The organism is Spiroplasma endosymbiont of Tiphia femorata (assembly GCF_964020225.1).
GTDB lineage: Bacteria > Bacillota_I > Bacilli_A > Mycoplasmatales > VBWQ01 > Spiroplasma_E.
This window is the reverse complement of sequence record NZ_OZ026544.1, coordinates 1,701,540-1,723,414: the sequence shown is the minus strand read 5'-3', so window position 1 is coordinate 1,723,414 and position 21,875 is coordinate 1,701,540. Positions and strand designations below refer to the sequence as shown.

23 protein-coding genes are annotated in these 21,875 nt (G+C 23.8%); 18 read left to right on the top strand and 5 right to left on the bottom strand.

What is annotated here, in order from left to right:
- The first annotated feature begins 264 nt into the window (after positions 1-264).
- From rpmH to AACK83_RS10535, 11 genes are all read left to right on the top strand, one after another.
- Complete coding sequence (gene rpmH / locus AACK83_RS10585) at positions 265-399, top strand: 50S ribosomal protein L34 (RefSeq protein WP_174481423.1); 135 nt, start codon at positions 265-267, stop codon at positions 397-399.
- A gap of 29 nt (positions 400-428) precedes the next feature.
- The gene (gene rnpA / locus AACK83_RS10580; RefSeq protein ID WP_174481422.1) at positions 429-758 is read left to right on the top strand and encodes a ribonuclease P protein component; all 330 of its coding nucleotides are present in this window, start codon (positions 429-431) and stop codon (positions 756-758) included.
- A gap of 13 nt (positions 759-771) precedes the next feature.
- A complete protein-coding gene (gene yidC / locus AACK83_RS10575; protein ID WP_338958455.1) occupies positions 772-1,953 on the top strand; it encodes a membrane protein insertase YidC in 1,182 nt (393 codons plus the stop codon).
- 180 nt (positions 1,954-2,133) lie between these two features.
- The gene (locus AACK83_RS10570; protein ID WP_338958452.1) at positions 2,134-2,571 is read left to right on the top strand and encodes a protein jag; all 438 of its coding nucleotides are present in this window, start codon (positions 2,134-2,136) and stop codon (positions 2,569-2,571) included.
- 50 nt (positions 2,572-2,621) lie between these two features.
- Entirely contained in the window at positions 2,622-3,977 is a 1,356-nt protein-coding gene (gene mnmE / locus AACK83_RS10565) for a tRNA uridine-5-carboxymethylaminomethyl(34) synthesis GTPase MnmE (RefSeq protein ID WP_338958449.1), read from the top strand.
- 17 nt (positions 3,978-3,994) lie between these two features.
- Entirely contained in the window at positions 3,995-4,840 is an 846-nt protein-coding gene (locus AACK83_RS10560) for a TatD family hydrolase (protein ID WP_338958445.1), read from the top strand.
- Positions 4,833-5,396, top strand: a complete 564-nt coding sequence (locus AACK83_RS10555; protein ID WP_338958442.1) for a DJ-1 family glyoxalase III — start codon at positions 4,833-4,835, stop codon at positions 5,394-5,396. Before AACK83_RS10560 ends, AACK83_RS10555 begins: the two co-directional genes overlap by 8 nt.
- 204 nt (positions 5,397-5,600) lie before the next feature.
- Entirely contained in the window at positions 5,601-6,350 is a 750-nt protein-coding gene (locus AACK83_RS10550; protein WP_338958440.1) for a lipoprotein, read from the top strand.
- Positions 6,351-6,418: 68 nt separating this feature from the next.
- Positions 6,419-7,018 (top strand): hypothetical protein, encoded by a 600-nt coding sequence (locus tag AACK83_RS10545; protein ID WP_338958437.1) that lies wholly within the window; start codon positions 6,419-6,421, stop codon positions 7,016-7,018.
- Positions 7,019-7,530: 512 nt separating this feature from the next.
- Positions 7,531-7,851, top strand: a complete 321-nt coding sequence (locus AACK83_RS10540) for a hypothetical protein (protein ID WP_338958434.1) — start codon at positions 7,531-7,533, stop codon at positions 7,849-7,851.
- A 136-nt stretch (positions 7,852-7,987) separates the two neighbouring features.
- Complete coding sequence (locus AACK83_RS10535; RefSeq protein WP_338958431.1) at positions 7,988-8,116, top strand: hypothetical protein; 129 nt, start codon at positions 7,988-7,990, stop codon at positions 8,114-8,116.
- Between the two features lie 18 nt (positions 8,117-8,134).
- Here AACK83_RS10535 and AACK83_RS10530 read toward each other — a convergent pair whose 3' ends face one another.
- From AACK83_RS10530 to AACK83_RS10520, 3 genes are all read right to left on the bottom strand, one after another.
- On the bottom strand, positions 8,135-9,220 hold the full coding sequence (locus AACK83_RS10530) for a hypothetical protein (protein WP_338958428.1): 1,086 nt from the start codon (positions 9,218-9,220) through the stop codon (positions 8,135-8,137).
- Positions 9,221-9,710: 490 nt separating this feature from the next.
- Positions 9,711-10,949 (bottom strand): rod shape-determining protein, encoded by a 1,239-nt coding sequence (locus AACK83_RS10525; RefSeq protein ID WP_338958426.1) that lies wholly within the window; start codon positions 10,947-10,949, stop codon positions 9,711-9,713.
- Between the two features lie 18 nt (positions 10,950-10,967).
- Positions 10,968-12,107, bottom strand: a complete 1,140-nt coding sequence (locus AACK83_RS10520; RefSeq protein WP_338958423.1) for a rod shape-determining protein — start codon at positions 12,105-12,107, stop codon at positions 10,968-10,970.
- Positions 12,108-12,285: 178 nt separating this feature from the next.
- Here AACK83_RS10520 and rsmA point away from each other — a divergent pair, with 178 nt between their 5' ends.
- The 3 genes from rsmA to pth all read left to right on the top strand — a co-directional run bounded on the left by rsmA (position 12,286) and on the right by pth (position 14,974).
- Positions 12,286-13,131 carry a 16S rRNA (adenine(1518)-N(6)/adenine(1519)-N(6))-dimethyltransferase RsmA gene (rsmA, locus tag AACK83_RS10515; RefSeq protein ID WP_338958421.1) on the top strand — a complete coding sequence of 282 codons (846 nt, stop codon included), beginning with the start codon at positions 12,286-12,288 and terminating at the stop codon, positions 13,129-13,131.
- A gap of 263 nt (positions 13,132-13,394) precedes the next feature.
- The gene (locus AACK83_RS10510) at positions 13,395-14,405 is read left to right on the top strand and encodes a ribose-phosphate pyrophosphokinase (RefSeq protein ID WP_338958419.1); all 1,011 of its coding nucleotides are present in this window, start codon (positions 13,395-13,397) and stop codon (positions 14,403-14,405) included.
- A gap of 5 nt (positions 14,406-14,410) precedes the next feature.
- Complete coding sequence (gene pth / locus AACK83_RS10505; RefSeq protein WP_338958416.1) at positions 14,411-14,974, top strand: aminoacyl-tRNA hydrolase; 564 nt, start codon at positions 14,411-14,413, stop codon at positions 14,972-14,974.
- Between the two features lie 19 nt (positions 14,975-14,993).
- Here pth and AACK83_RS10500 read toward each other — a convergent pair whose 3' ends face one another.
- Positions 14,994-15,230, bottom strand: coding sequence for a hypothetical protein (locus AACK83_RS10500; protein ID WP_338958413.1), 237 nt, complete (start codon positions 15,228-15,230; stop codon positions 14,994-14,996).
- 120 nt (positions 15,231-15,350) lie between these two features.
- On the opposite strand from AACK83_RS10500, the gene AACK83_RS10495 reads away from it, so the two are divergent.
- The 4 genes from AACK83_RS10495 (at position 15,351) to metG (ending at position 20,794) form a co-directional block, all read left to right on the top strand.
- Positions 15,351-16,913, top strand: a complete 1,563-nt coding sequence (locus tag AACK83_RS10495) for an adenylosuccinate synthase (RefSeq protein ID WP_338958411.1) — start codon at positions 15,351-15,353, stop codon at positions 16,911-16,913.
- Positions 16,914-16,915: 2 nt separating this feature from the next.
- Entirely contained in the window at positions 16,916-18,217 is a 1,302-nt protein-coding gene (purB, locus tag AACK83_RS10490; protein ID WP_338958409.1) for an adenylosuccinate lyase, read from the top strand.
- 137 nt (positions 18,218-18,354) lie between these two features.
- Positions 18,355-19,110: a hypothetical protein gene (locus tag AACK83_RS10485; protein WP_338958407.1), complete on the top strand. Its 756-nt coding sequence runs from the start codon at positions 18,355-18,357 to the stop codon at positions 19,108-19,110.
- Positions 19,111-19,210: 100 nt separating this feature from the next.
- Positions 19,211-20,794 carry a methionine--tRNA ligase gene (metG, locus tag AACK83_RS10480; protein ID WP_338958404.1) on the top strand — a complete coding sequence of 528 codons (1,584 nt, stop codon included), beginning with the start codon at positions 19,211-19,213 and terminating at the stop codon, positions 20,792-20,794.
- Between the two features lie 548 nt (positions 20,795-21,342).
- Here the strand turns inward: metG and AACK83_RS10475 are convergent.
- Positions 21,343-21,864, bottom strand: coding sequence for a ferritin-like domain-containing protein (locus tag AACK83_RS10475; protein WP_338958402.1), 522 nt, complete (start codon positions 21,862-21,864; stop codon positions 21,343-21,345).
- Between the last annotated feature and the right edge of the window lie 11 nt (positions 21,865-21,875).

The window sequence follows — 21,875 nt, the reverse complement described above, 5'->3', positions numbered from 1 at the left end:
TTTTAAAAACCTCTTTAATTAATATAATTATTGTGGATAAATTGTGGATTAATGTTGATAACTTTTTTATAATTATAATCTGTATTATACTTTTAAAAAAAAATAAAAAAAAATAATATTTATTATTTAATATTATAAATGTTTTTTTTGTTAAACTAATATTGTTTTTATTAAAAATAAACAGAATAATTTGTTAAGATATAAATATTATGTTAGAATACTCTTAATGATTTTTTATTAGAATTTTAAAAAAAGGAGAAAAAAATGAAACCGACATATCAACCAAGTAAGAGAAAACATCAAAAAACTCATGGTTTTTTTGCAAGAATGAAATCTGCAACAGGGATTAATGTTATTAAAAGAAGACGTCAAAGAGGACGTAAAAAATTAACAGCATAGTTTAAAAAATAAAATAAGGTGAACAAAATATGGAAAAAAAATACCGCCTTTTGAAAAATCATCATTTTAAATATTTAATTAATGAAGGAAAAAGTATTTCAAATGGTCAATTTTTTATCTATTATATGAATAGAGTAGATTTTGAGACTATACGAGTAGGTGTATCAGTAGGAAAAAAACTAGTTCGTTTTGCTTTTGCACGTAATAAGATTAAACGTCAAGTACGAGGAATGTTAGTAGATATTAAAAAAGATTGACCAGTAGATATAGTAATTATGATTAGAAAAAATTATTTATCTAATACATATGAAGAAAATCTTAGTTCTTTATTACATCTTTTAATGAAAATCCCATTATAGGAGAGTAAAATTAATGCAATATAAAAAGTTTTTATTTCCTGAACAACAGAAAAAAAACGTTTGATTAAAAATAACATGAAAATGAACTAAAATTATTTTAGGGACTTTTTTATTGATGTCAACACTTTGAGGTTGCGGTCAGACTATGGGTGATCCTAATGTTGCAACTAGTGATGTTATTTCAGCTTATGATTTTCAAAAATATAATGTAGCGACTGTTTTTTTTGAATTACTTATTGGTAACAGTGATGTAGCAAAAAATCACATTTTTCATTTTAATGGTAATAATATTTATGAGTATGGATTTACAGGGATTAGAACATGAAGTGAAGCTTGAACGCAAACTAAATCACCGTTCTTTGGAATGTTTGTTTATCCAATTGCTTGAATCTTAGTTAGTATTTCTGCTGGATTAAGTGGTGGAGTTGATGTAAATTCAAAATATTGATCAGTAAGTGTTATTTTTGCTATTATTTTTACAACCTTAATTATTAAACTTATTACATTAGTATTTACTTTTAAAGCCCAACAAAATCAGGAAAAAATGCAATCAGTGCAAATGAAAACTTCCGAAATTCAAGCCCAATATAAACATTCACGTGATCCAAGTGCAAAACAAAAACAACAAATGGAATTAATGGCTATTTATAAAAAAGAAGGAATAAATCCAATGGCTGCTTTTATTCCAATGTTTTTATCACTTCCTTTCTTAACAGCTATGTTTACTGTTATGAAATCAACTAATTTATTAAAAAATACTGTTGTTGGTGCTATTAGTTTAGTTGAACAACCATGAACTATGGTTACCCATGGCCAATTTATGTATTTAATAATTATTGTTATATATATACCAACACAATTAGTTTCTATGTTATTACCGATGTTTTTAAATCGTTCACGGCAGAAGATTAAAACTAAAGAAGCAAAAGCTGCATTAAAAAAACAAGTTATTATTCAAAGCGTTATGATTTTTATGTTTTTATTTTATGTATGTGTTGCTCCTTCAGGATTAGGCATTTATTGAATTATTTCTGGAATATTACAAATATTTCAAACTCTTGGTTTTCATTACTATAATAAACATAAACGTAGCCGTTATAAAAAAAATGGTACAATTAGTACACCATTTTCAAATAAGATTAAAAAGATATTTACAAAATCTGAAATAGTTGTTCAACCTAAAAAAAATAAGTAATTTATTATAATGTGGAGAAAAAAAGATGGAAATTAAATCATTTAAAAAAATATTGATTTAGAAAAAACTATCAAAAATTTACCCCCCAAGACATTTTATATAAAATTAGGTATAGAAAAACGTTTATTTAAAACCATTACTAAAATTTTTATTTTTAACGAAAATGATGTTAAAAATTATTTGAATGATAAATGACATGATTTATTGGAACTTTTTAATATAAAAAATTATCAAGAAGAAATAATATTAAATGGCAATAAATTTTATATTAATATTAATTGTAAAAATGAAAATTCAATTTTAATTGGCAAAAAAGGTTATACAATTAGTGCTTTACAAAATTTACTTATTACTTATTTAAAAACAAAATTTAAAAGAAACTATCAAATAGTAATAAATGTTAATAATTATTTAAATATTCAAAAACAAAATTTAAAAATTAGAATATATGAAATTATAAAAAAAATAAGAATAAGTAAAGAAATGTTTCATTTTGAATCAATGCCTAATAACCAAAGAAAAATTATACATGAAATAGTTAAAAATATTGAAGGAATATCAAGTTTTTCTGAAGGTATAGGTTATAACCATCATGTAGTAATTAGATTGGAAAATTAGAGTAATCTAAGATTTAAAATCTTAGATTGTTTAAATGAAAAGAGGAAAAAATGTTAAATGATACTATTACTGCAATTGCAACCGCACCTTTAAATCAAGCAATTAGTATTATTAGAATTTCAGGAAAAGATACTTATGAGCTATTAAATAAGGTTTTTGATAAAGATATTTTAAATCAAAAAGGTCACACTTTAATAACAGGATATATTATTGATCATAATAAGAATAAAATTGATCAAGTTGTTTTGGCATGTTATCGCGCTCCCAAATCTTTTACAGGTGAAGATACAATTGAAATTAATTGTCATGGTGGAGTGCTAATAACACAAAAAATTTTGCAATTATTACTATCTACAGGTATGAGAATGGCAACAAGAGGAGAATTTACGAGAAGAGCTTATTTAAATGATAAAATTGATTTAATTGAAGCAGAAGATATTAATGATTTAATTATGGCTGAAAATAATACTATTTTAAAAACCGCTATTAATAGTTTAAGTGGTAAAACAAGAATACTAATTGATGAATTATCTTCAGAATTACTAACTTTAATTGCTAATATAACAGTTAATATTGATTATCCTGAATACGATGGGGTTGAGGAAAAAACAATTAATAATGTTATTCCTTTAGTTGAAAAATTTTTAAATAAAATAAAAGTTATTAAAGAACATAGTAAAATTACTAAAACTATAAAAGAGGGAATTAATACAGTTATTATTGGAAAACCTAATGTTGGAAAATCTTCCCTATTAAATGTGCTTTTAAATGAAGATAAAGCTATTGTTTCTAATGAAGAAGGAACAACAAGAGATCTGGTAGAAGGCAAAATTAATTTGGGTGATATTAGTTTAAATTTAATTGATACAGCAGGTATACGTCATACTTTAAATGATATCGAAAAAGCAGGTATTGATAAATCACATAAGGCTTTAAACGAAGCAGATTTAATAATATTAGTACTAGATGGTTCAAAAGATTTAAGTATTGAGGATAAACAATTATTAGAAAAAATAAAACATAAAAATTACCTTATTGCTATTAATAAAACGGATTTAAGGTTAAAATTAAAATTAGACATTAAAAATAATTTTAATGTGGTAAAAGTTAGTGCAATAATGGGCGAAATTGAAAATCTAATTTTAGGAATAAAAAATAAAATTATAACTACTGAAATTAATTTTGATAAAGAATTACTTTTTGCGAATACAAGACAATTAGCATATTTGGATGAAATTGAACTTAGTATTTCAGAAGCATTAAAAGATTTAAAAAAGAATATTTCGATAGACTTAATTATTGTACACTTACAAACTGCATGAAATAAGATTTTAGAAATGCAAGGTAAAAAATTTGAAACTGATTTATTAGATGAAATTTTTAAAAGATTTTGTTTAGGAAAATAAAAGGGAAGGTAAAATATATGGCTAATAATGGAATTTTTGATACTCATTGTCATTTAATGTCAAAACATTATGATGAAACAGAAATATTAAAATTATTAACTGATGCTTATTCAGCAGGTGATAGTATTGGTAGTATTTGTAATGTTGGTTTTGACTTAAATACTAGTAAGCAAGCTGTTAGTCAAATTTATGAATTTGAGAGTGAAGAAAAAATTCCTAATCTTTATGCAGCTGTAGGTATTCATCCAACAGAAGTAAATACTTGCGATAGTAATACTATTTCAGAATTGAAAAAATTAATAGCAACTGGTAAAGTAGTTGCTATTGGTGAAATTGGATTAGATTATTATCATAAATTTACAGAACCACAATTGCAAAAAAAATGATTTATTGAACAACTAAAATTAGCTAAAGAACATAAATTACCCGTATTATTACATATTCGTAATGCTTTTGAAGATGCTTTTGAAATTATTAAAAAAGAAAATATTACTAATGGTGTTCTTCATTGTTTTACGGGAACAAAAGTAATAGCTGAAAAATTTATAAAACAAGGTTTTTATATTTCTTTTGCAGGTAATGTGACATATAAAAATGCTTTGAAGTTACAAGAGGTAGCAAAAAATATACCAATTAATAAAATATTAGTTGAAACAGATGCGCCATATTTAACTCCTGAACCAAAAAGAGGCAAAAATCCCAAAAATGGATTAACAATTAATCATCCAGAAAATATAATATTTACAGTTAATAAAATAGCTGAATTAAAGAAGATCCCAAAACAAAGTATTATTAATGCAATTAGGGAAAATGCTATTAATGTTTTTAAATTAAATAATGAATTGAAAAGAAATAATGAGTAATAATGAGAAGTTTAAAGTAGCCATTTTTTTAGCAACAGGCTATGAAATGGGTGAAGTAATAATTACTATTGATCTATTAAGAAGGGCTAATATTATTATTGATTTAGTAAGTATTGAAAATGACTTAAAAATCAAATCAAGTCATAATGTTTTTATTTTATGTGAAAAGAAAATCAGTGATATTGATTTGTTAAGTTATAAGATGCTAATTTTACCGGGTGGTAAAATTGGAGTAGAAAACTTAAGCAAAAATGAATTATTAAAATCAATGTTAGTTATTTTTGCTAAAGATAGTAATAAGTTTATTGCTGCTATTTGTGCAGCACCGCAAATTTTAGGGCAATTAAATTTAATAGATAACAAAAAAATTACGCATTTTCCAGACGCTAATATTGGTTTAAATAAAAGTATTATTTTAGATGAAAAAGTAGTAGTTGATAATAATATTATAACTGGAAAATCAATTGGTGCTGTATTTGAATTTGGTTTAAAGTTAATTGAAGTTTTAGAAAGTAAAGAAATTAGTGAACAAATTAAAAAACAATTAGTTTTTTAATTTGTATTTTTTTATATAAAGTTAAAGTTATTACTTTTAAAATAGTTAATGGCTTATACTTTTTATACAGTTAAAATAATAATTTTAAATATAAAAAATACATTTTAATCGATAAAAAATATTGTTGACATTTAAAAATGTATTTTTTTATTTTTTTTAAAATAATAATATAATAAGTGTATAAAAAAGGGTTTTTTTATAAAAATGAAAAAATGATTAAATATTTTAGGAACGATTGGATTTACAACAGTAAGTACAACAGCAATAGTTGCTTGTAAAACATCAGAAAGTATTTTAAGTAAATCATTTGCTTCTAGTTATAATGTTGATGACTTTAGTAATTTAGAAGGTTTTGGTATTAAATATAACGAAGAAAATAATACATATGATTTTGTTTGATCAAAATTAACAGTAGATTTAGCAACTATTATAGTACCAATTAATAATACAGTTCCAGTTCAAAAAATTTCCAAAGATAAAAATATTGAAGTTAAAGAAAATGAATTAGTAGCAATATATTCTGCAGAAGATCAACAAGGTTTAATTATTGGTTCAGAAAATTTTATTACAATTAAAATTAAATTAAATTTATATAAAGGAGTAAAACAAGAAACAAATAAAGTTGAACTAGTAGATCAAACAGTTGAATATGATGTTTCATTAAATTTATTTGTTAAACAAAACTTAAAATTTTTAACAACTCCAACTGTAAATTGTAAAGCAGATATTGATGAATTTAAAACTATTTTAGTAAAAGAATTAAAAAAACAAAATGGTTTTTCAAAATTAGATATTAATATGATTAATATTGTAAAAGTAGATGGTGATCCTTTAACTACAGAAGATTTAAAAGAACATGATACACATGTTAAATTAACATTAACAGATGAAGGAAAGAACCATTTTATTGGTGAAAATAACGATTTAAAAGTTAATTGAGTTCCAGAAGTTTAATAAAATAAATTATGGAATATTTATAAAAATAAAAATGTAATATTTTAATTTATGAAAGGAAAATATATATGAAAACTTTAATAACATTATTAGGAACGATTGGTTTAGCGTTTACAAATGCAAATAATTTTTTAAATATAAATAATAGTCCAAAAGAAGTTAAAGAAATAACTTATGAATTTAGTGAAAATAAAAAAGATATTGTTCATAGTTATAAAACTTCATCAGTATCAAATCCAGCTTATGAAAGTTGAGATTTTGTAGTTTCTACAGGTTTAAAATCTTTTCAAAAACCAAAATCTATTAGAATATTAGAATGATTTTTAAATAATGGTTCAGATAAAATAGACTGAGGTTCAGATCATTATGATGTATTTTCTGTTCCTTTAAAAATAATGGGAAAAGAAATCAATAAAATTAATGAGGGAAAAATTACAGATGAAGAAGTAGCATATAATAGAATGAATTTTTCATTTAAAGAATCGTATCAAGATTTTTTAGCAACTGCTGAAGTTGTTAGAGGTATAACTACTGCATTATTTTTTGATAATCTTGATTGACACATTCAATTTTTATTTCCTGCAAAATTAACATTCGATATGTCATTTTCTAATGTCTATTTAACTAGAAGTTTAGGGTATGGATTGAAATTTGCAATAGATTATTAGTTAAATATTTAAAATAAAGTTATAATATAAAATTATTAAAGCAGATTGTAATTTGAAGTGTAAAACTTTGAATTACAGTCTGCTTTTAGTTAGAAAAAAGTTTTTATATTATTTAATTTTTTATAAGCAGTGTCTACTATTTTTATAGTATTCTTTTAAAGAATTTTTTAAAAAATTAATAATATTAACTTGTTAAATTATTAATTTAGATGAAAAAGTAGTAGTATTATTATCAATTGGAAAGTCAATTGGTAGTATTTTAAGTTTGTATTTTTTATTTATAGTAATAATAATAAACTAATATATGTTTTAAAGACAATTACATTATAAAAATATACAATTTGATTTTTATGTTTTAATAAATTATTTACTTTAATTTTCTTTTGAATCTGATTTTTAAACAAAATATTTATTTTTTGCATTAGATTATCTTTCTCCCATAAGTAGTATAATAATATTATAACATTTTATATTAAAATTTTATATAAAGTAAAAAAAGGAGTAATGAAAAAATGATAAATAATAATAATTTTATTAAAATAGGTTTAATAATTGGAATGATTATGTCAATAATATTACTTATTAGCTGTATTATTTATGGAATATTTACATTTTTTAATTATTTTTCACTAGTTATTATTTTAATAATTATTTATGGACTATTTCAAGTGATTCCCTTTTTACTTTGTTTAAATAATTATTTTATTGAAGAAAAATGATTATTTTTAACAGGTTTATTTAGTTTAACAACATTTGTTATTCCTGGAGTTTTAATTTTAATTGGTTATTTTGTTAGACAAAAAAGATTAATAAAACTTATTAATAATAATTAATTTGTAAAAAAATAAATATTATTTTATTTTTAGGTTATTATTTTATATAATTTTCCTTTATTAATATTGCTTCATGTTTCTCTATATAATAGACTTCTTGGATTAAAATATTAAAATTAAAAAAGATAGGAAATCTATGATATTTGATAAATTAAAAACTATTAAAAATACAAGATTATTAAGATTAACTAGTATAAATAATATTAATTTTAATAAAATTCTAGGAATTTTAAAAACAGAAGAATTAAAAAAGTTTATTAATTAAAATATTTTATGGAAAAATTTATAAATAAGTTGGTAATTTTTTAATAAAAAAATCATTTAATAATTCTCAATTTCACCCTCGTCTAGATTGCGGCGTTAATAATCATTCAGCAAAGGCTTCGGCAAAAAATTCACCTTTTTTATAGGGTTTCGCTTGGCTTCAAAATATACGACCATAATTACTTTGCACAATAATCATTGGGAATACTAATCTTTTTTGATAATCGCTATTACTAATATTAACTTTATCATTTAAGTAATCCATTAATAATTGACTACAATCAGAAATTGGCGGCCTCATCACGTGATTTTGTGCTCTTCAAACAGATGAATAATCATTATTAATTTTAAAAATATTTTTATTAAGTAAACAATTTTCGATTTTATTATTTTTAGGTCAATTTCAATTGTTATTAAACGTACTACGTTCAGCATCCGTTAATGATAAAAAATTATCGAAAGCATGACCATATTCATGAGTACTAACACTAATTATGTTATTAGTTGCTCATCAACCCGCTTGATAGTTTGCGATAATTTCTTTAATATTAACAAAATCTGGACCATAAATTTGACGTTGACTATTAATTAGATAAGAATATTGATTATAAGCAACGACGTTTTTATTTGATATTGGTGCTTGAGTAACACTTTGCATTAAACGTAAAATGTTATTTTTACCATATACTCCTGCCATAATATTATAAAAACGTAATTGTTCTTTTTTTGCTGTTTCAGTAGCAAGTTGACTTAAACCAACATCTTTATATAATTTTTCTCAATCAACATTATTGTTTTGAGTTCCTAGTCGTGTATTAGTTAAATCATGTGCTAATTGATTAAAATCAAGAAAAGGTAATGGTTTACTAGCAGTATCATAAAAACTATTAAATTCATTATTTGCCATTTGACTAGCTGGGTTTTTAATTTTTCGTTCATTCTCTTTAATAAAACTAGTCATTTCTGATGATCAACGATAACGTAATAAACTAAGATAATAATCACGATTATAATTAGTTTGGCAACTTCAAACAATAATTCAAGCAAGTAAACCAGTAACCAATAAAACTATGAAAATTATAAAAAATTTACGATATTTTTTCATAAAATCTCCTTTTAAAAAAATTATTATTAATAATTTCAAATTCCTTATTTAAATTAATAATTACAGAAAGAAAAAAATATTAATTGGTACCTTCTAGGCATTTCATATTTTTGTTTGCTTTTTTTGAAACTGATAACTAAATCATTACCATTATTTTCATTTCATTTTGATACTTGTATTGGCAAGGATTGTATTTATTGTTTGGTTTCACTACATGCCATAATAGTTAAACTTGTTCTTAATTAAAATTAGTGTCCCTAAAATAGTTAGTAATCTTTTCATATCTTAATTTAATACTCTTATAATCTTTAAATCTTTTAAGATGTATTAATAATTTTATATGATTTTTATGATATTTTTTTTGAAATAGTTAATGATGTATTTTAAGCGTGATTATTAATTTTTTATTTTATATAGTAATTTATTATTTATATAGGTAAAAAATGCACTTCTATAAATTTTAAAAGTGCATTTTATTTAAACTTATTTTTTATCCTAAATCTTCGTCTTTTGTTAGAATTTCGCGGTTAGGATTTTGTTCAGCTATTAATTGTTTGTAAATTGTATCACGATATTTTACACAACCATCAATAACATTATCTAAAGGATTTTGAGCAACACGTACTTCAAAGATATCTCCCTCATATTTTTGACGAATTGGTTTTGTACTTTTTTCAGCTTTAACTTCGATGAAATATTCCTTAGCCAATTCTTCTTTAATAAATTCATCAATTTTTTTAATGTAAGCTCCACCACCACAAATTGTGATTCCCTTACCTTTTTTCTTTAAGTCACTAACACTACCAGCAGCTTTTTCCCCAGAAGTTCTTAGTACTCTACGAATTGATGGAATAACATGTTCTCTAAATTGAACTTGCATTACATTTTCACGAATTTCTTCTGGTGTAATTTCAATAGTTTTAGAAATTGACATTGTTTCTCCTGGTTGAGAGTCTAATCTAGGTAATGAAACACCTGAAATAGTGTATGGTTTTTCATCTTGATATTTAAGAAGTGAACCGATGTTCTTTTTAACATCTTCTGCTTCTTTAGTACCAATTTTTAAAGCATGCTTTTTAGCTATGTATTCTTGAATTTTTTGTGTTAAATAGTCTCCAGCACAATGTGTTGTATATGAATATAGGATTGAATCGTTGCTAAGTACGGCAATATCAGTACTTCCCCCACCAATATCAACACACATAATTGCAGTTCCAAAAATATCTTGGCCTGAACCTAATGCTGCCATTTTAACTTCTTCTTGAACAAATCCACGAAGTGCTCCTAAACGATGAACTATATTTTCTAGTGCTTCTCTTTGTACTGAATTAATTTCACTTGGTGTTGCCATCAAAACAATTAAATTACGGTTTTTATCAGCTTGTTTTGAATCTTTAATTTCAAGTCTAAAATCTTGAAAAATTTTAGCAAGGATACGTTGTAAAGCATCTGGATCAGCAATATTACCATCACGAACTGGACGCTTAATAACAACATTTTCATTTGTTTTATCAATTAAAGCTTTAGCTTCTTCACCATAAAGAATAACATTTTTTTCATAGTCTTCAGCAAGATAAGTTGGAGCATCATATGTAAGTCCAATGTTAACATACCTTGCTTTAAAGTTTTCTGTTCCGACATCTAAAGCTAATCATTGGTAGTCATTAATAGACTTAATATTACTTTTTTTATTTAAGTTTTCTTTGGGTTTTTTATCAAATAATCCCATTTTTTTTCCTCCTTCTATTTAATTACTTGGTCTAATGAATCCTTTTTCATATACATCTTGTTTATGAGTTTCATAGGCTTGAGTTCCTCTAATTACACACTCTCTTGGATTATTAGCAGATACCACATGTTCTAAATTTAGTCGTTTTTTTAGATAAGTTGTAATATTTTCAAGCAAAGCACCCCCACCAGTGATAGTTAAACCGTCTTTCATAATCATTTCTGAAAAGGCAGGTCCAGCTTTATCGATAATGTCACTACATAGTGCAACAATTGGTTCAAAGGCTTCGGTAACTACTCTAGCTACTTCTTGCTTAGGAACTGTAATTTGTTCAGGTTTTTTAGTTTTAGTACTTTTTCCATGGATAGTAATTTTATTTTCACTATCTTTTTCACCATCTATTCAAATACCAGCACTAATTTTTGTTTTTTCAGCCTCCATTGAGCTAAGAGATATATAGTGCATTTTCTCAAAATGTTCTTTAATATTACGTTCAATAGCATTTCCAGCAATTGGAATTGAATCTTGAACAATAACTTCTCCACTTGATAAAATGGCACAGTCAGAAGTTCCACCACCAATATCAAGAATAAATACTCCTGAAGCATCTCAAAGTGCTTCCCCAGCACCAATAGCTGCCAATTTTACTTCAGGAACAATAACAACTTTTTCAGCTTTCATTACGCTTTCATTACTTTCATTATATCTCTTGGGAAATTTATCGCTATAAATTGGAATTTTAGCTACTTTTTTTCCTTGTAGAATTTCACGTAAAACAGTTCTATCTAATTTATAAACCTTAGATGGAATAGCTACAAGCGCTACTGAATTTTCTCAAATTTTTTCAGCTTTCACATCAATAATTTGTGTAAAAATTTCAGTTAATAAAGCAATCAAAGCATTATTGTCACTAATAACACCATTAGCCATTGGTTCTCTGAAAATTTTATTCGCTGGAGTTTTTTCTTTCATTAATAAAGCGGCTTCACCAATGAATACTTCTCCGTTTTCTGTATCAAATACAATTGCTGATGGTTGACTATAAACAACCCTTCCATTAACTCTGACAATTAAATTTCTTGTTCCTAAATCTAGAGAAACAATATTAACGTCTTGGTTATTGTGTCCGTCATTAGCAACCTCTATTTTTGTTGCCATATAAAAATCATCTCCTTTTCCCACTCAAATTAATATTTATTTATTAAGTTGATATATGTTAATATTACCACATGTAGATTTGCTAGTAGTAAATTTAGCATATATGATTAGTTGGCTAACTATTTGTTTAATTATTACTAGTATATAATTAACTAAAAATGTGAATTGGAGAATAATAATGGAAAATCCAAAAAAAATATTGAAAAAATACGACTTACATGCAGTTAAAAAGTTTGGACAAAACTTTTTAATTAATAATAATATAATTGATAAAATTGTTAAAACTAGTAATTTTAAAGATGAAGATGGCATTGTTGAAATTGGAGCGGGCATTGGTCATTTAACCAATAAATTACTCAGCACTGCGCAAAAAGTTGTAACAATTGAAATTGACAAAAAATTAATTCCTGTTTTAGAAAAAGAGTTAAATGAATACAAAAATTTAAAAATTATAAATGATGATTTTTTAAATTTAGATTTAAAAAAAATCATTAATGAAGAATTTGCAATAAATCAAAAAATTCATGTAATTGCAAATTTGCCTTATTATATTACTTCACAAATTGTTTTAAAATTATTAGAAAATATTGAATTATTTGATTCATTTACATTAATGATGCAAAAAGAAGTTGCACAAAGATTTTGTGCTAAACCTAAAACTAAAGTATATAATAATCTTTCTGTTATGTGTCAATTTTATTGTGATGTTAAAATTATTTTTGATGTTAGTCCTAATAATTTTACTCCGATACCTAATGTCACAAGTAGTGTTGTTTATTTTAAAGTAAATCCTAAATTTCAAGTTGATGAACCACAATTATTTTGAAAATTTGTAAGAAGTTGCTTTGTTAATAAGAGAAAAACATTAGTTAACAATTTGGGTATTTATTTAAATAGCAAAGAAAAAGCCGTTAATTTAATTAACGACTTATCTTGATCATTAACAATAAGATCTGAAGAATTAACATTTTCAATGTTTTATCAGTTATTTACTATTATTAATAATAAATACCTTTCAGAATAATTATTAAAATTAATGATATTAGAATGTGGATAATAAGTATATAAAACACCTCAGCAATAATCCTTGTTTATTAATAAACATATTTTTAAATATTTATTATCCGTTAACTATTATAATGATTTTATTTTTTTTTGCAAAAGATATAACTTTTTATTAATTATTTTTAATTAATAGTCTTTAAATTTAATATACTTAAATTGTAATAAACATTGTATAATGAAATTATAATTATAATTTTTTAGAAACATGTAAAGGAGGATTTAATGAATAATGTAGAAAACATTGTAGTTTTTGGTTTAAGTGCTAGTCAAAAATTTACACAAGAAGTTTGTAAAAAACTTAATATTGAACCTGGAAAAGCAGAAATTAGTCGTTTTGCTGATGGTGAATTTAACATTCAATCTATAACATCAGTACGAGGGAAAGTGGTATATATTATCCAATCAACTTCGCCGCCAACTAATGATAATTTAATGGAATTATTAATTTTTGTTGATGCTTTAGTTCGTGCATCTGTTGCTAAAATTCATGTAGTAATTCCTTATTTTGGTTATGCTCGTCAAGATCGAAAACAAGGTGGTAGACAACCTATTACTTGTAAACTTGTTGCAAATTTATTAACTGTTGCGGGTGTTGATCGTGTTATTACTGTTGATTTACATTCACCACAAGAACAAGGATTTTTTGATGTTCCTGTTGATGATTTACGAGCAACTCAAGATTTAGCATCTTATTTAATTGAAGAAAATTTAACTAATTTAGTTGTTGTATCTCCAGATCATGGTGGTGTTACTCGTGCTCGAAGATTAGGTAATTATTTAAGTGTACCTTTGGCAATTATTGATAAAAGAAGAACAACTCCTAATCAAAGTCAAGTTAAGTTTGTACTAGGAGATGTTAAAGAAAAGAATGCTATTATTATTGATGATATGATTGATACAGGTGGTACTATTATTAATGCAGCAAAAGCTATTAAAGAACATGGTGCAAAATCAGTTTATATTTTAGCTACTCATGGTATTTTTAGTGGGCAAGCTTCAAAAAATTTGAAACAATCTGTTATTGATGGAATTATTAAGGAAGTTGTTATTACTAATACTATTGAAATTTCTGAAGAAAAAAAATTTAATGGCTTAAAAATTATTTCAATTGCTGATTTTATTGCAAAAATGATTGATGCTTCAATTAATAATAAATCATTAACAAAAGTTTATGATGATAAAACAAATGAATTAATAAAAAAAATAGTAAAAAATAATAAAGAGGAAATTTAAAGTAGATGAAATTAGTTATTGGATTAGGAAACCCAGGTAAAGAGTATGAATTGACACGTCATAATATTGGTTTTATTATTATTAATATGATTTGTGAAACATTACAATTAAAAATTAATCAAACTAAATTTAATGGTCAATATGTTAAAACTGTTGTTAATGGCACTGATGTTATTTTTTTAAAACCATTAACTTTTATGAACTTATCAGGTTTTTGTGTTTCAAATTTTATGAATTATTTTAAAATTAAAATTGAAAATGTGTTAATTATTCACGATGAAGTTGATTTAAATTTTGGTCAATTTCAATACAAACAAAAATTTAGTGCTGCTGGTCATAATGGAATTAAAAGTATTTTTAATCAAATTGGTAGTAAAGATTTTCAAAGATTAAGAATTGGTGTTGGTAAAAATCCTAATTTTAACACGGCTGATTGAGTTTTGAGTAAGTTTAGTAATGATGAGTTAAAGAATATAAACGATCATAAACAATTTTTTGTAGAAAGCATTAGTAGTTGAATTACTGATAGTAAATTTGAAAATATTATGAATAAATATAATAAAAAATAATTAATATATTATAAAAATATTAAAGAATATTTTCATTTTTATGTTTTCTACATAAGTAAACATAAAGTTGTGTTTCTTTTTCTTTTTTTATTTCTTCAATTAATAAAATATCATTTTGTGTTTGCTGATATTGATTTATTTCATTTATTTTTTCAAGTTTTGCTTCTAGTAATTTCTGCTTACAAATAGGACAAAGTTTGTCAAAATCATCATTATTATCATTTTGAAAACTGTCATTATCAAAATTTCATTTCATTTTTTAAGTTTCCTTTACTAGTTTATTTTTAATAACAATATTTTGATAATCATTATTAAATAATTATATAATTAATTTATAAATTTATAAATACTTTTTTTTGAGTATAAAGGAGACAATATGAAAGCAAAAAAAAATATAATCAAACCAACAATAGAAAAGGCAAAAACTAAAGTTGAACAACTTAATAAAACTATTAAACCAAAAGTTAAAGATGTAAAAAAAGCAACTAAAGTAAAAACGCAATCAATAAAAACTGACACTCTTAAGCCAATCGTTAATAAGATGAAAGTAGATTTTGAAAAGTCAAAACATATAATAAAAGAAGAAAATCAAAAAATTACTAATAAAATTGTTAATACTAAAAATATTTTAATATCAAAAATTGATCAACCAAAACCATTTAAAACTACTGCTATTATTGGTTGTCAATGAGGTGATGAAGGAAAAGGCAAAATAACTGACTATTATAGTCAAAATTCTGATGTTATTGTTCGTTGAAGTGGTGGTGATAATGCCGGACATACAATTGTTTTTGATCATCAAAAATATAAATTAAGTATTATTCCTTCTGGTATCTTTAATAAAGATTCATATTGTGTTATTGCTAATGGTTGTGTTGTTAATCCAGAAAAATTAGTTTCTGAAATTGAATATTTAAAAGCTGCTGGTTTTAGTTGTCAAAATTTACGAATTTCTGATCGTGCTCATATTATTTTACCTTATCATTTAGCATTTGATGAATATGAAGAAAAAATTAAGGGTGATAAAGCTATTGGCACTACTAAAAAAGGAATTGGACCTTGTTATGCTGATAAAGTTAATCGGATTGGAATTCGAATGGGCGATTTATTAGATAAGGAACGACTATTAGAATTGATTACTGATAATTTGTTAATTAAAAATAAAATATTAAAAAATGTTTATGGATATGAAAAAGAATTTAATGTGCAAACAATATATAATCGTTTATTAGAATTATTACCATACTTTAAAGATTTAATTATTGATACTGGTCAATTTTTAAATGAACAATTAGTTAGAAATAAAAAGATATTATTTGAAGGAGCACAAGGTACTTTATTAGATTTAGATCATGGTACATATCCTTTTGTAACATCTTCTAATCCAAGTGCTAGTTCAATTGCTATTGGTTCAGGTATTTCTTTAAAAGCAATTAATGAAATTATTGGTGTAACTAAAGCATACAGTACAAGAGTTGGTGCTGGTGCGTTTCCTAGTGAAGTTTTTGGTAAATTAGCAGATTATATTCGTATGACTGGTAATGAATATGGCACAGTTTCAAAAAGACCAAGAAGAATTGGATGATTTGATGCAGTTATTGCTAAGTATAGTGCACAAATTAATGGATTTACTAGTTTAGCTGTTATGTTGTTAGACGTGCTTACTGGTATTGAAACATTAAGCATTTGTACGCATTATACTTTAAATGGCGAAATAATTAGATACATACCTTCTCAAATTAATAACTTTAATAAATGTCAACCACATTTTATTACTATGCCTGGCTGAAATGAAGATATTACTAATATTACTAGTTATGATGAATTACCAGAAAATGCTAAAAATTATTTAAAAAAAATTAGTGAGTTGGTGGGTGTTCCAATTAGAATATTTTCTGTTGGTCCAGATCGTAAACAAACTATATTTATTAAGGAGTAAAAATGATTGAACGTTACGAAACAAAAGCAATGACTAATATTTGAAATATGAAAAATCGTTTAAACTTATGAATGAATTTTCAAATTGATGTTTGTGAATCATTACAACATTTAAATATAATTCCTTTTAAAGATTTTCAATTAATTAAAAAAAATGCTAAGTTAGATATTGAATTAATGAATAAATTAGAATTAGAAACTAAACATGATGTAGTTGCGTTTACTAGAATGTTAAGTGCTAACTTAAAAACTGAAAGTCGTTGAATTCATTATGGTTTAACTTCAACTGATATGGTTGATAGTGTCCAAAATCTACAAATAAAATTTTCAAATGAAATTATTGAAAAAGCTTTAATTACTTTACAATTTAAATTAAAAGAGTTAGCGTTTAAATATAAAAATCAATTAGTAATTGGTCGCAGTCATGGTATTTTTGGTGAACCAACTTCATTAGGATTAAAATTTGCTTTATGATACGATGAAATAAATAGACAGTTAGTAAGGTTGGAGTTGGCAAGAAAACAAGTTGAAGTTATTAAAATTACGGGTGCTATGGGTAATTTTGTTCATATTTCGCCAAAAGTTAGTGAATTTATTGCCAAAAAATGAAAAATGGAAGTTGACAGTTGTGCTACGCAGGTAGTACAACGTGATCGTTTGATTTTTTTAATTACACAATTAAGTTCAATTGCTACAACAATTGAAAAAATAGCTTTAGAAATTCGTTTGAGTCAACGTAGCGAAGTTAATGAACTTTTAGAGGGATTTTCTATTTCACAAAAAGGTTCAAGTTCAATGCCACATAAAAAAAATCCAATTGGTTCTGAAAATATTTGTGGTTTAGCAAGATTAGTTCGAAGTTATAATAGTATAGTATATGAGAATAATTTATTATGGTATGAACGTGATATCTCTCATAGTTCTAATGAACGCATTATGTTACCTGATATTTATCATATATTAGATTTTATTATTAATAGAATGATAAATATTTTAGATAATTTAGTAATTAATACTAGTGCCATGGCAAATAATATTGCTAAAGCTAATGAACTTTATTTTTCACAAGTAGTTTTATTGGCTATTATTAAAAATAATCCAAAAATAACACGTGAAATTGCTTATGATTTTATTCAAAAATGCACTTTAGAAGCACAAAATAAAATGATTAATTTTAAAGATGTATTAATAAAGAATAATATTAATCAATATTTAACTAGTGAACAGTTAAATGAATGTTGTAATAATAATATTTTTTTAATAAATGTTGATTATATTTTTAAAAAAGTTTTTAAAGATAAATAATGTTTAATATTAAATTTAATTAGCATTTAATTTATTAATTTTTGTTTTTTTATTTTATCTAATAATCAATAAAAATAAAAGATTAAGAAAATATTGTAATTAGTCACTAGATTATATAAGTTTAAGGAGTGAAAATTATGAAGAAATACAAAATCGATAATAGTTTTCCTTTTATAGATCAAGATTTTAATTTTATTACAAGCTATGATAGTGAAGAACACTTTTATGATGTTTTAGATGATCGATACTTAAAAGATAATGGAGAAATAGATATTAATTTATTAAAAAAGAAAATTAATAAAATAAAAATAATATTATATTATATTAATAATAAGAAATATAAATGTGAAAAAACATTGCAGTCAAATATTAAAAAACAATCTATATTTCTTTCTTATAATATAAATAGTATTAAAAAGTTAGAAATTTTCGAAAAACAAAAAACAAGTAAAATTTTTAAATTTAAGAATAAATTAGTTAAGTTTTTAACTTTTGGTTATTATAATTTTGAAAAAAAAGGAATTAACAAAATAGTATGTGAAAAAGTTAATATAAGTAATCAAAAAGAAGAATTGAAAAAGGTTGGATTAAAAATTTTAAAACTTAATAATATTTTAGAAAAAATAGAAAAAGAAAAAAGAAGACAATGAGAAAAAAATGATCTTTTGAGACATTGATATGATTTTGCAAGTTCAAGAAAATTACAAAATCAACCATTAATGAGTAACGGTAATCAGTATTTACCAGTAAATAATTATGATAATGAAAAAAGTAGTGTTATTTCACACGTAAATAGTGATTATCAGTTTTACTTAAACGTTGATATAGATGCTGTTAACTCTGATAATGGTTTTAATGAAAATCAATATCAACAAAAATGTTCGATTTTATAAAAAAATAAAAATTAATAAAATATTATTAATTTAAATAAGTATTACAATAAATAATACTATTTTAATGTAAAATTATAATTATTAAATTTAGGAGCAAATAATGACAAAAAAATTTTATATTACTACCCCTATTTATTATCCTAGTGCTAAATTACACTTGGGACATGCTTATACAACAATTATTGCTGATGTTTTAGCTCGCTATAAGAAAATGCAAGGTTATGAAGTATTCTTTTTAACTGGAAGTGATGAACATGGTCAAAAAATTGCTAAAAAGGCGGATGAAAATAAACAAACTCCACAAAAATTTGTTGATGATATTGTTGTTGGGTTTAAGAATTTATGAAAAAACTTAAATATTGATTATGATAAATTTATTAGAACAACTAATAAAAATCATATTTTAAGTGTTCAGAAAATATTTAGCAAATTATTAAAACAAAATGATATTTATTTGGGAAAATATGAAGGGTCATATTGTATTTCTTGTGAAGAATTTTTGACAGATAGTCAAATTAATAAAATTAATAATACATGTAAAATATGTCAAGGTAATATTACTACTTTATCAGAACCATCATATTTTTTAAAATTGGAAAAATATACTAAACAATTATTAAAATATTATGATGAACATCCATTATTTTTATGACCACTTAATCGTAAAACGGAAATGATTAATAATTTTATTACGCCAGGTTTAGAAAATTTAAGTGTTACTAGAACGAGTTTTACTTGAGGGGTACCAGTATTAGAAGATCCAAAACATGTTATTTATGTTTGAATTGATGCATTAAGTAATTATTTAACAGGATTAGGTTATTTACAAGATGATGACATTAATTTTAAAAAATTTTGACTAGATTCAAATTGTGAAATTGTGAATTTAGTTGGTAAAGAAATTAGTCGTTTTCATATGATTTATTGGCCAATTTTATTAATGGCATTAAACTTGAGACAGCCAAATCGAATTTTGGCCCACGGTTGAATTACTAATGAAGAAGGAAAAATGTCAAAATCAAAAGGTAATGTTATTGATCCTTTAGTATTAGTAAATCGTTATGGTACAGATGGATTACGGTTTTTTTTAATGAAAGAAATTATTATTGGTCATGATGCAAAATATAGTCATGAATTATTTTTAAATTGTTATAACTCTTATCTTGTTAATGATTTAGGTAATTTGCTTTCGCGAACAGTTACAATGATCATTAAATATTGTGATGGTAAAATTCCCAAAGTTAATTTAAATAAGTTACAACCAGAAGCAATAGAAATAATTAAAATTATTAAAAGTACTATTAATGATTTTAATATTGAAATGGATGAGTATCAAATTCATGAAGCAATTAATGTCGTTTTTAAATTAATAACTAGTGGTAATAAATTAATTGATTTAACAAAACCATGAGATTTACATAAAAATAATAAAACTATTGAATTACATAATATTTTAAATTTATTAGCAAATATTTTAATTATTAGTAGTGCTTTATTAAGTCCAATTTTGGTTAATAGTTCATTAAAAATTCATGAACAATTGGGTGTCTTAAAAATTACTAAACCAATAGTCAATATCAACTTGAATGAAGTTTTTAATAAATCTGTTAATAAAAAAGAGTTATTATTTCCAAGATTAAATATTGAAGATGAATTATCATTTTTAAACAATGCATTTAAATAAAATATAAGAGTTATTAAAAAAATGCCAGTTATAGATAATAAATATCCAATTCATTTTGTATGAATTGGAGAAATACCAATTACTGTAAGAAATAATAGAAAATGCAATTAGAGAAAAAAAAGGAAAAAAAATAGGAGTCTTTAAGAACAATTAATCAATCAAAATTAGTAAGTATTGAAATCCAAACCGAAATAAATGAGGAAAATGAGAAACCTAGTTGACAAGATCAAAAAATTAAAAATAAATTAAATGAAGAAGAAATAAAATTAACATCTTTAAATGAAGTATGAAAATTAATAAGTACTGAAATTCCAGAGTTACAGCAACCTTTATCAGAACAATCAAAAAATGCAAGCAAACAAAAATGAGAGAATAGGGGCTTAATAGAATCTCAATTACCTTTGGAAACAAAAGCAGAAATATTAACTGCAGTTTAAACTATCAAGTAGAAGAAAAACAAAAAAATACAACAAATTTTTATAAAAAAAATAAAAAATGTATAATTTTTTTATACATTTTTGGTGAAAATTAAGAGTTAAATATGAAATTTATTCGGGTTCATAAAATGGAACAATAACTTTTAAAGTATCTGGCTCTTCAGTTTTTAGTAAACGTTTGTCAATTTTATAAAGGTTACTATTAGACATTGCAATTCAATCCAATAAGTCTTTTTCATAAGCAATTTCTTCATAGAAATCAATTAAGAATCAGTCATAAAATTTCGCAGTTAAATTATCATTATTTTCACGAGCACTTTTAACAAGTTTATTAGTAAAATCAAGTAATTCTTCTTTAGTAGATTTTAATTTTTTTAATGCTTCTTCAATGTTTTTTGTAGTAAAAGTTGGAACTTTAATGTCTTTAATTTCAACTTGAGCATCTTGATCCATTAAATAGTTACAAATTTTACGAATATGAACAACAGCATCAGCTGCTTCTACTTGGAAGAAGCGTGCAAACCCAGGATATCCTTTTTGATTTGCATCATTACTTAATTTAAAACTAAGCATTTGATATTTTAGATGTTCACTAATATAATCATTTAGATTATCGTTAATCTTTTTAATCATTAAATACACCT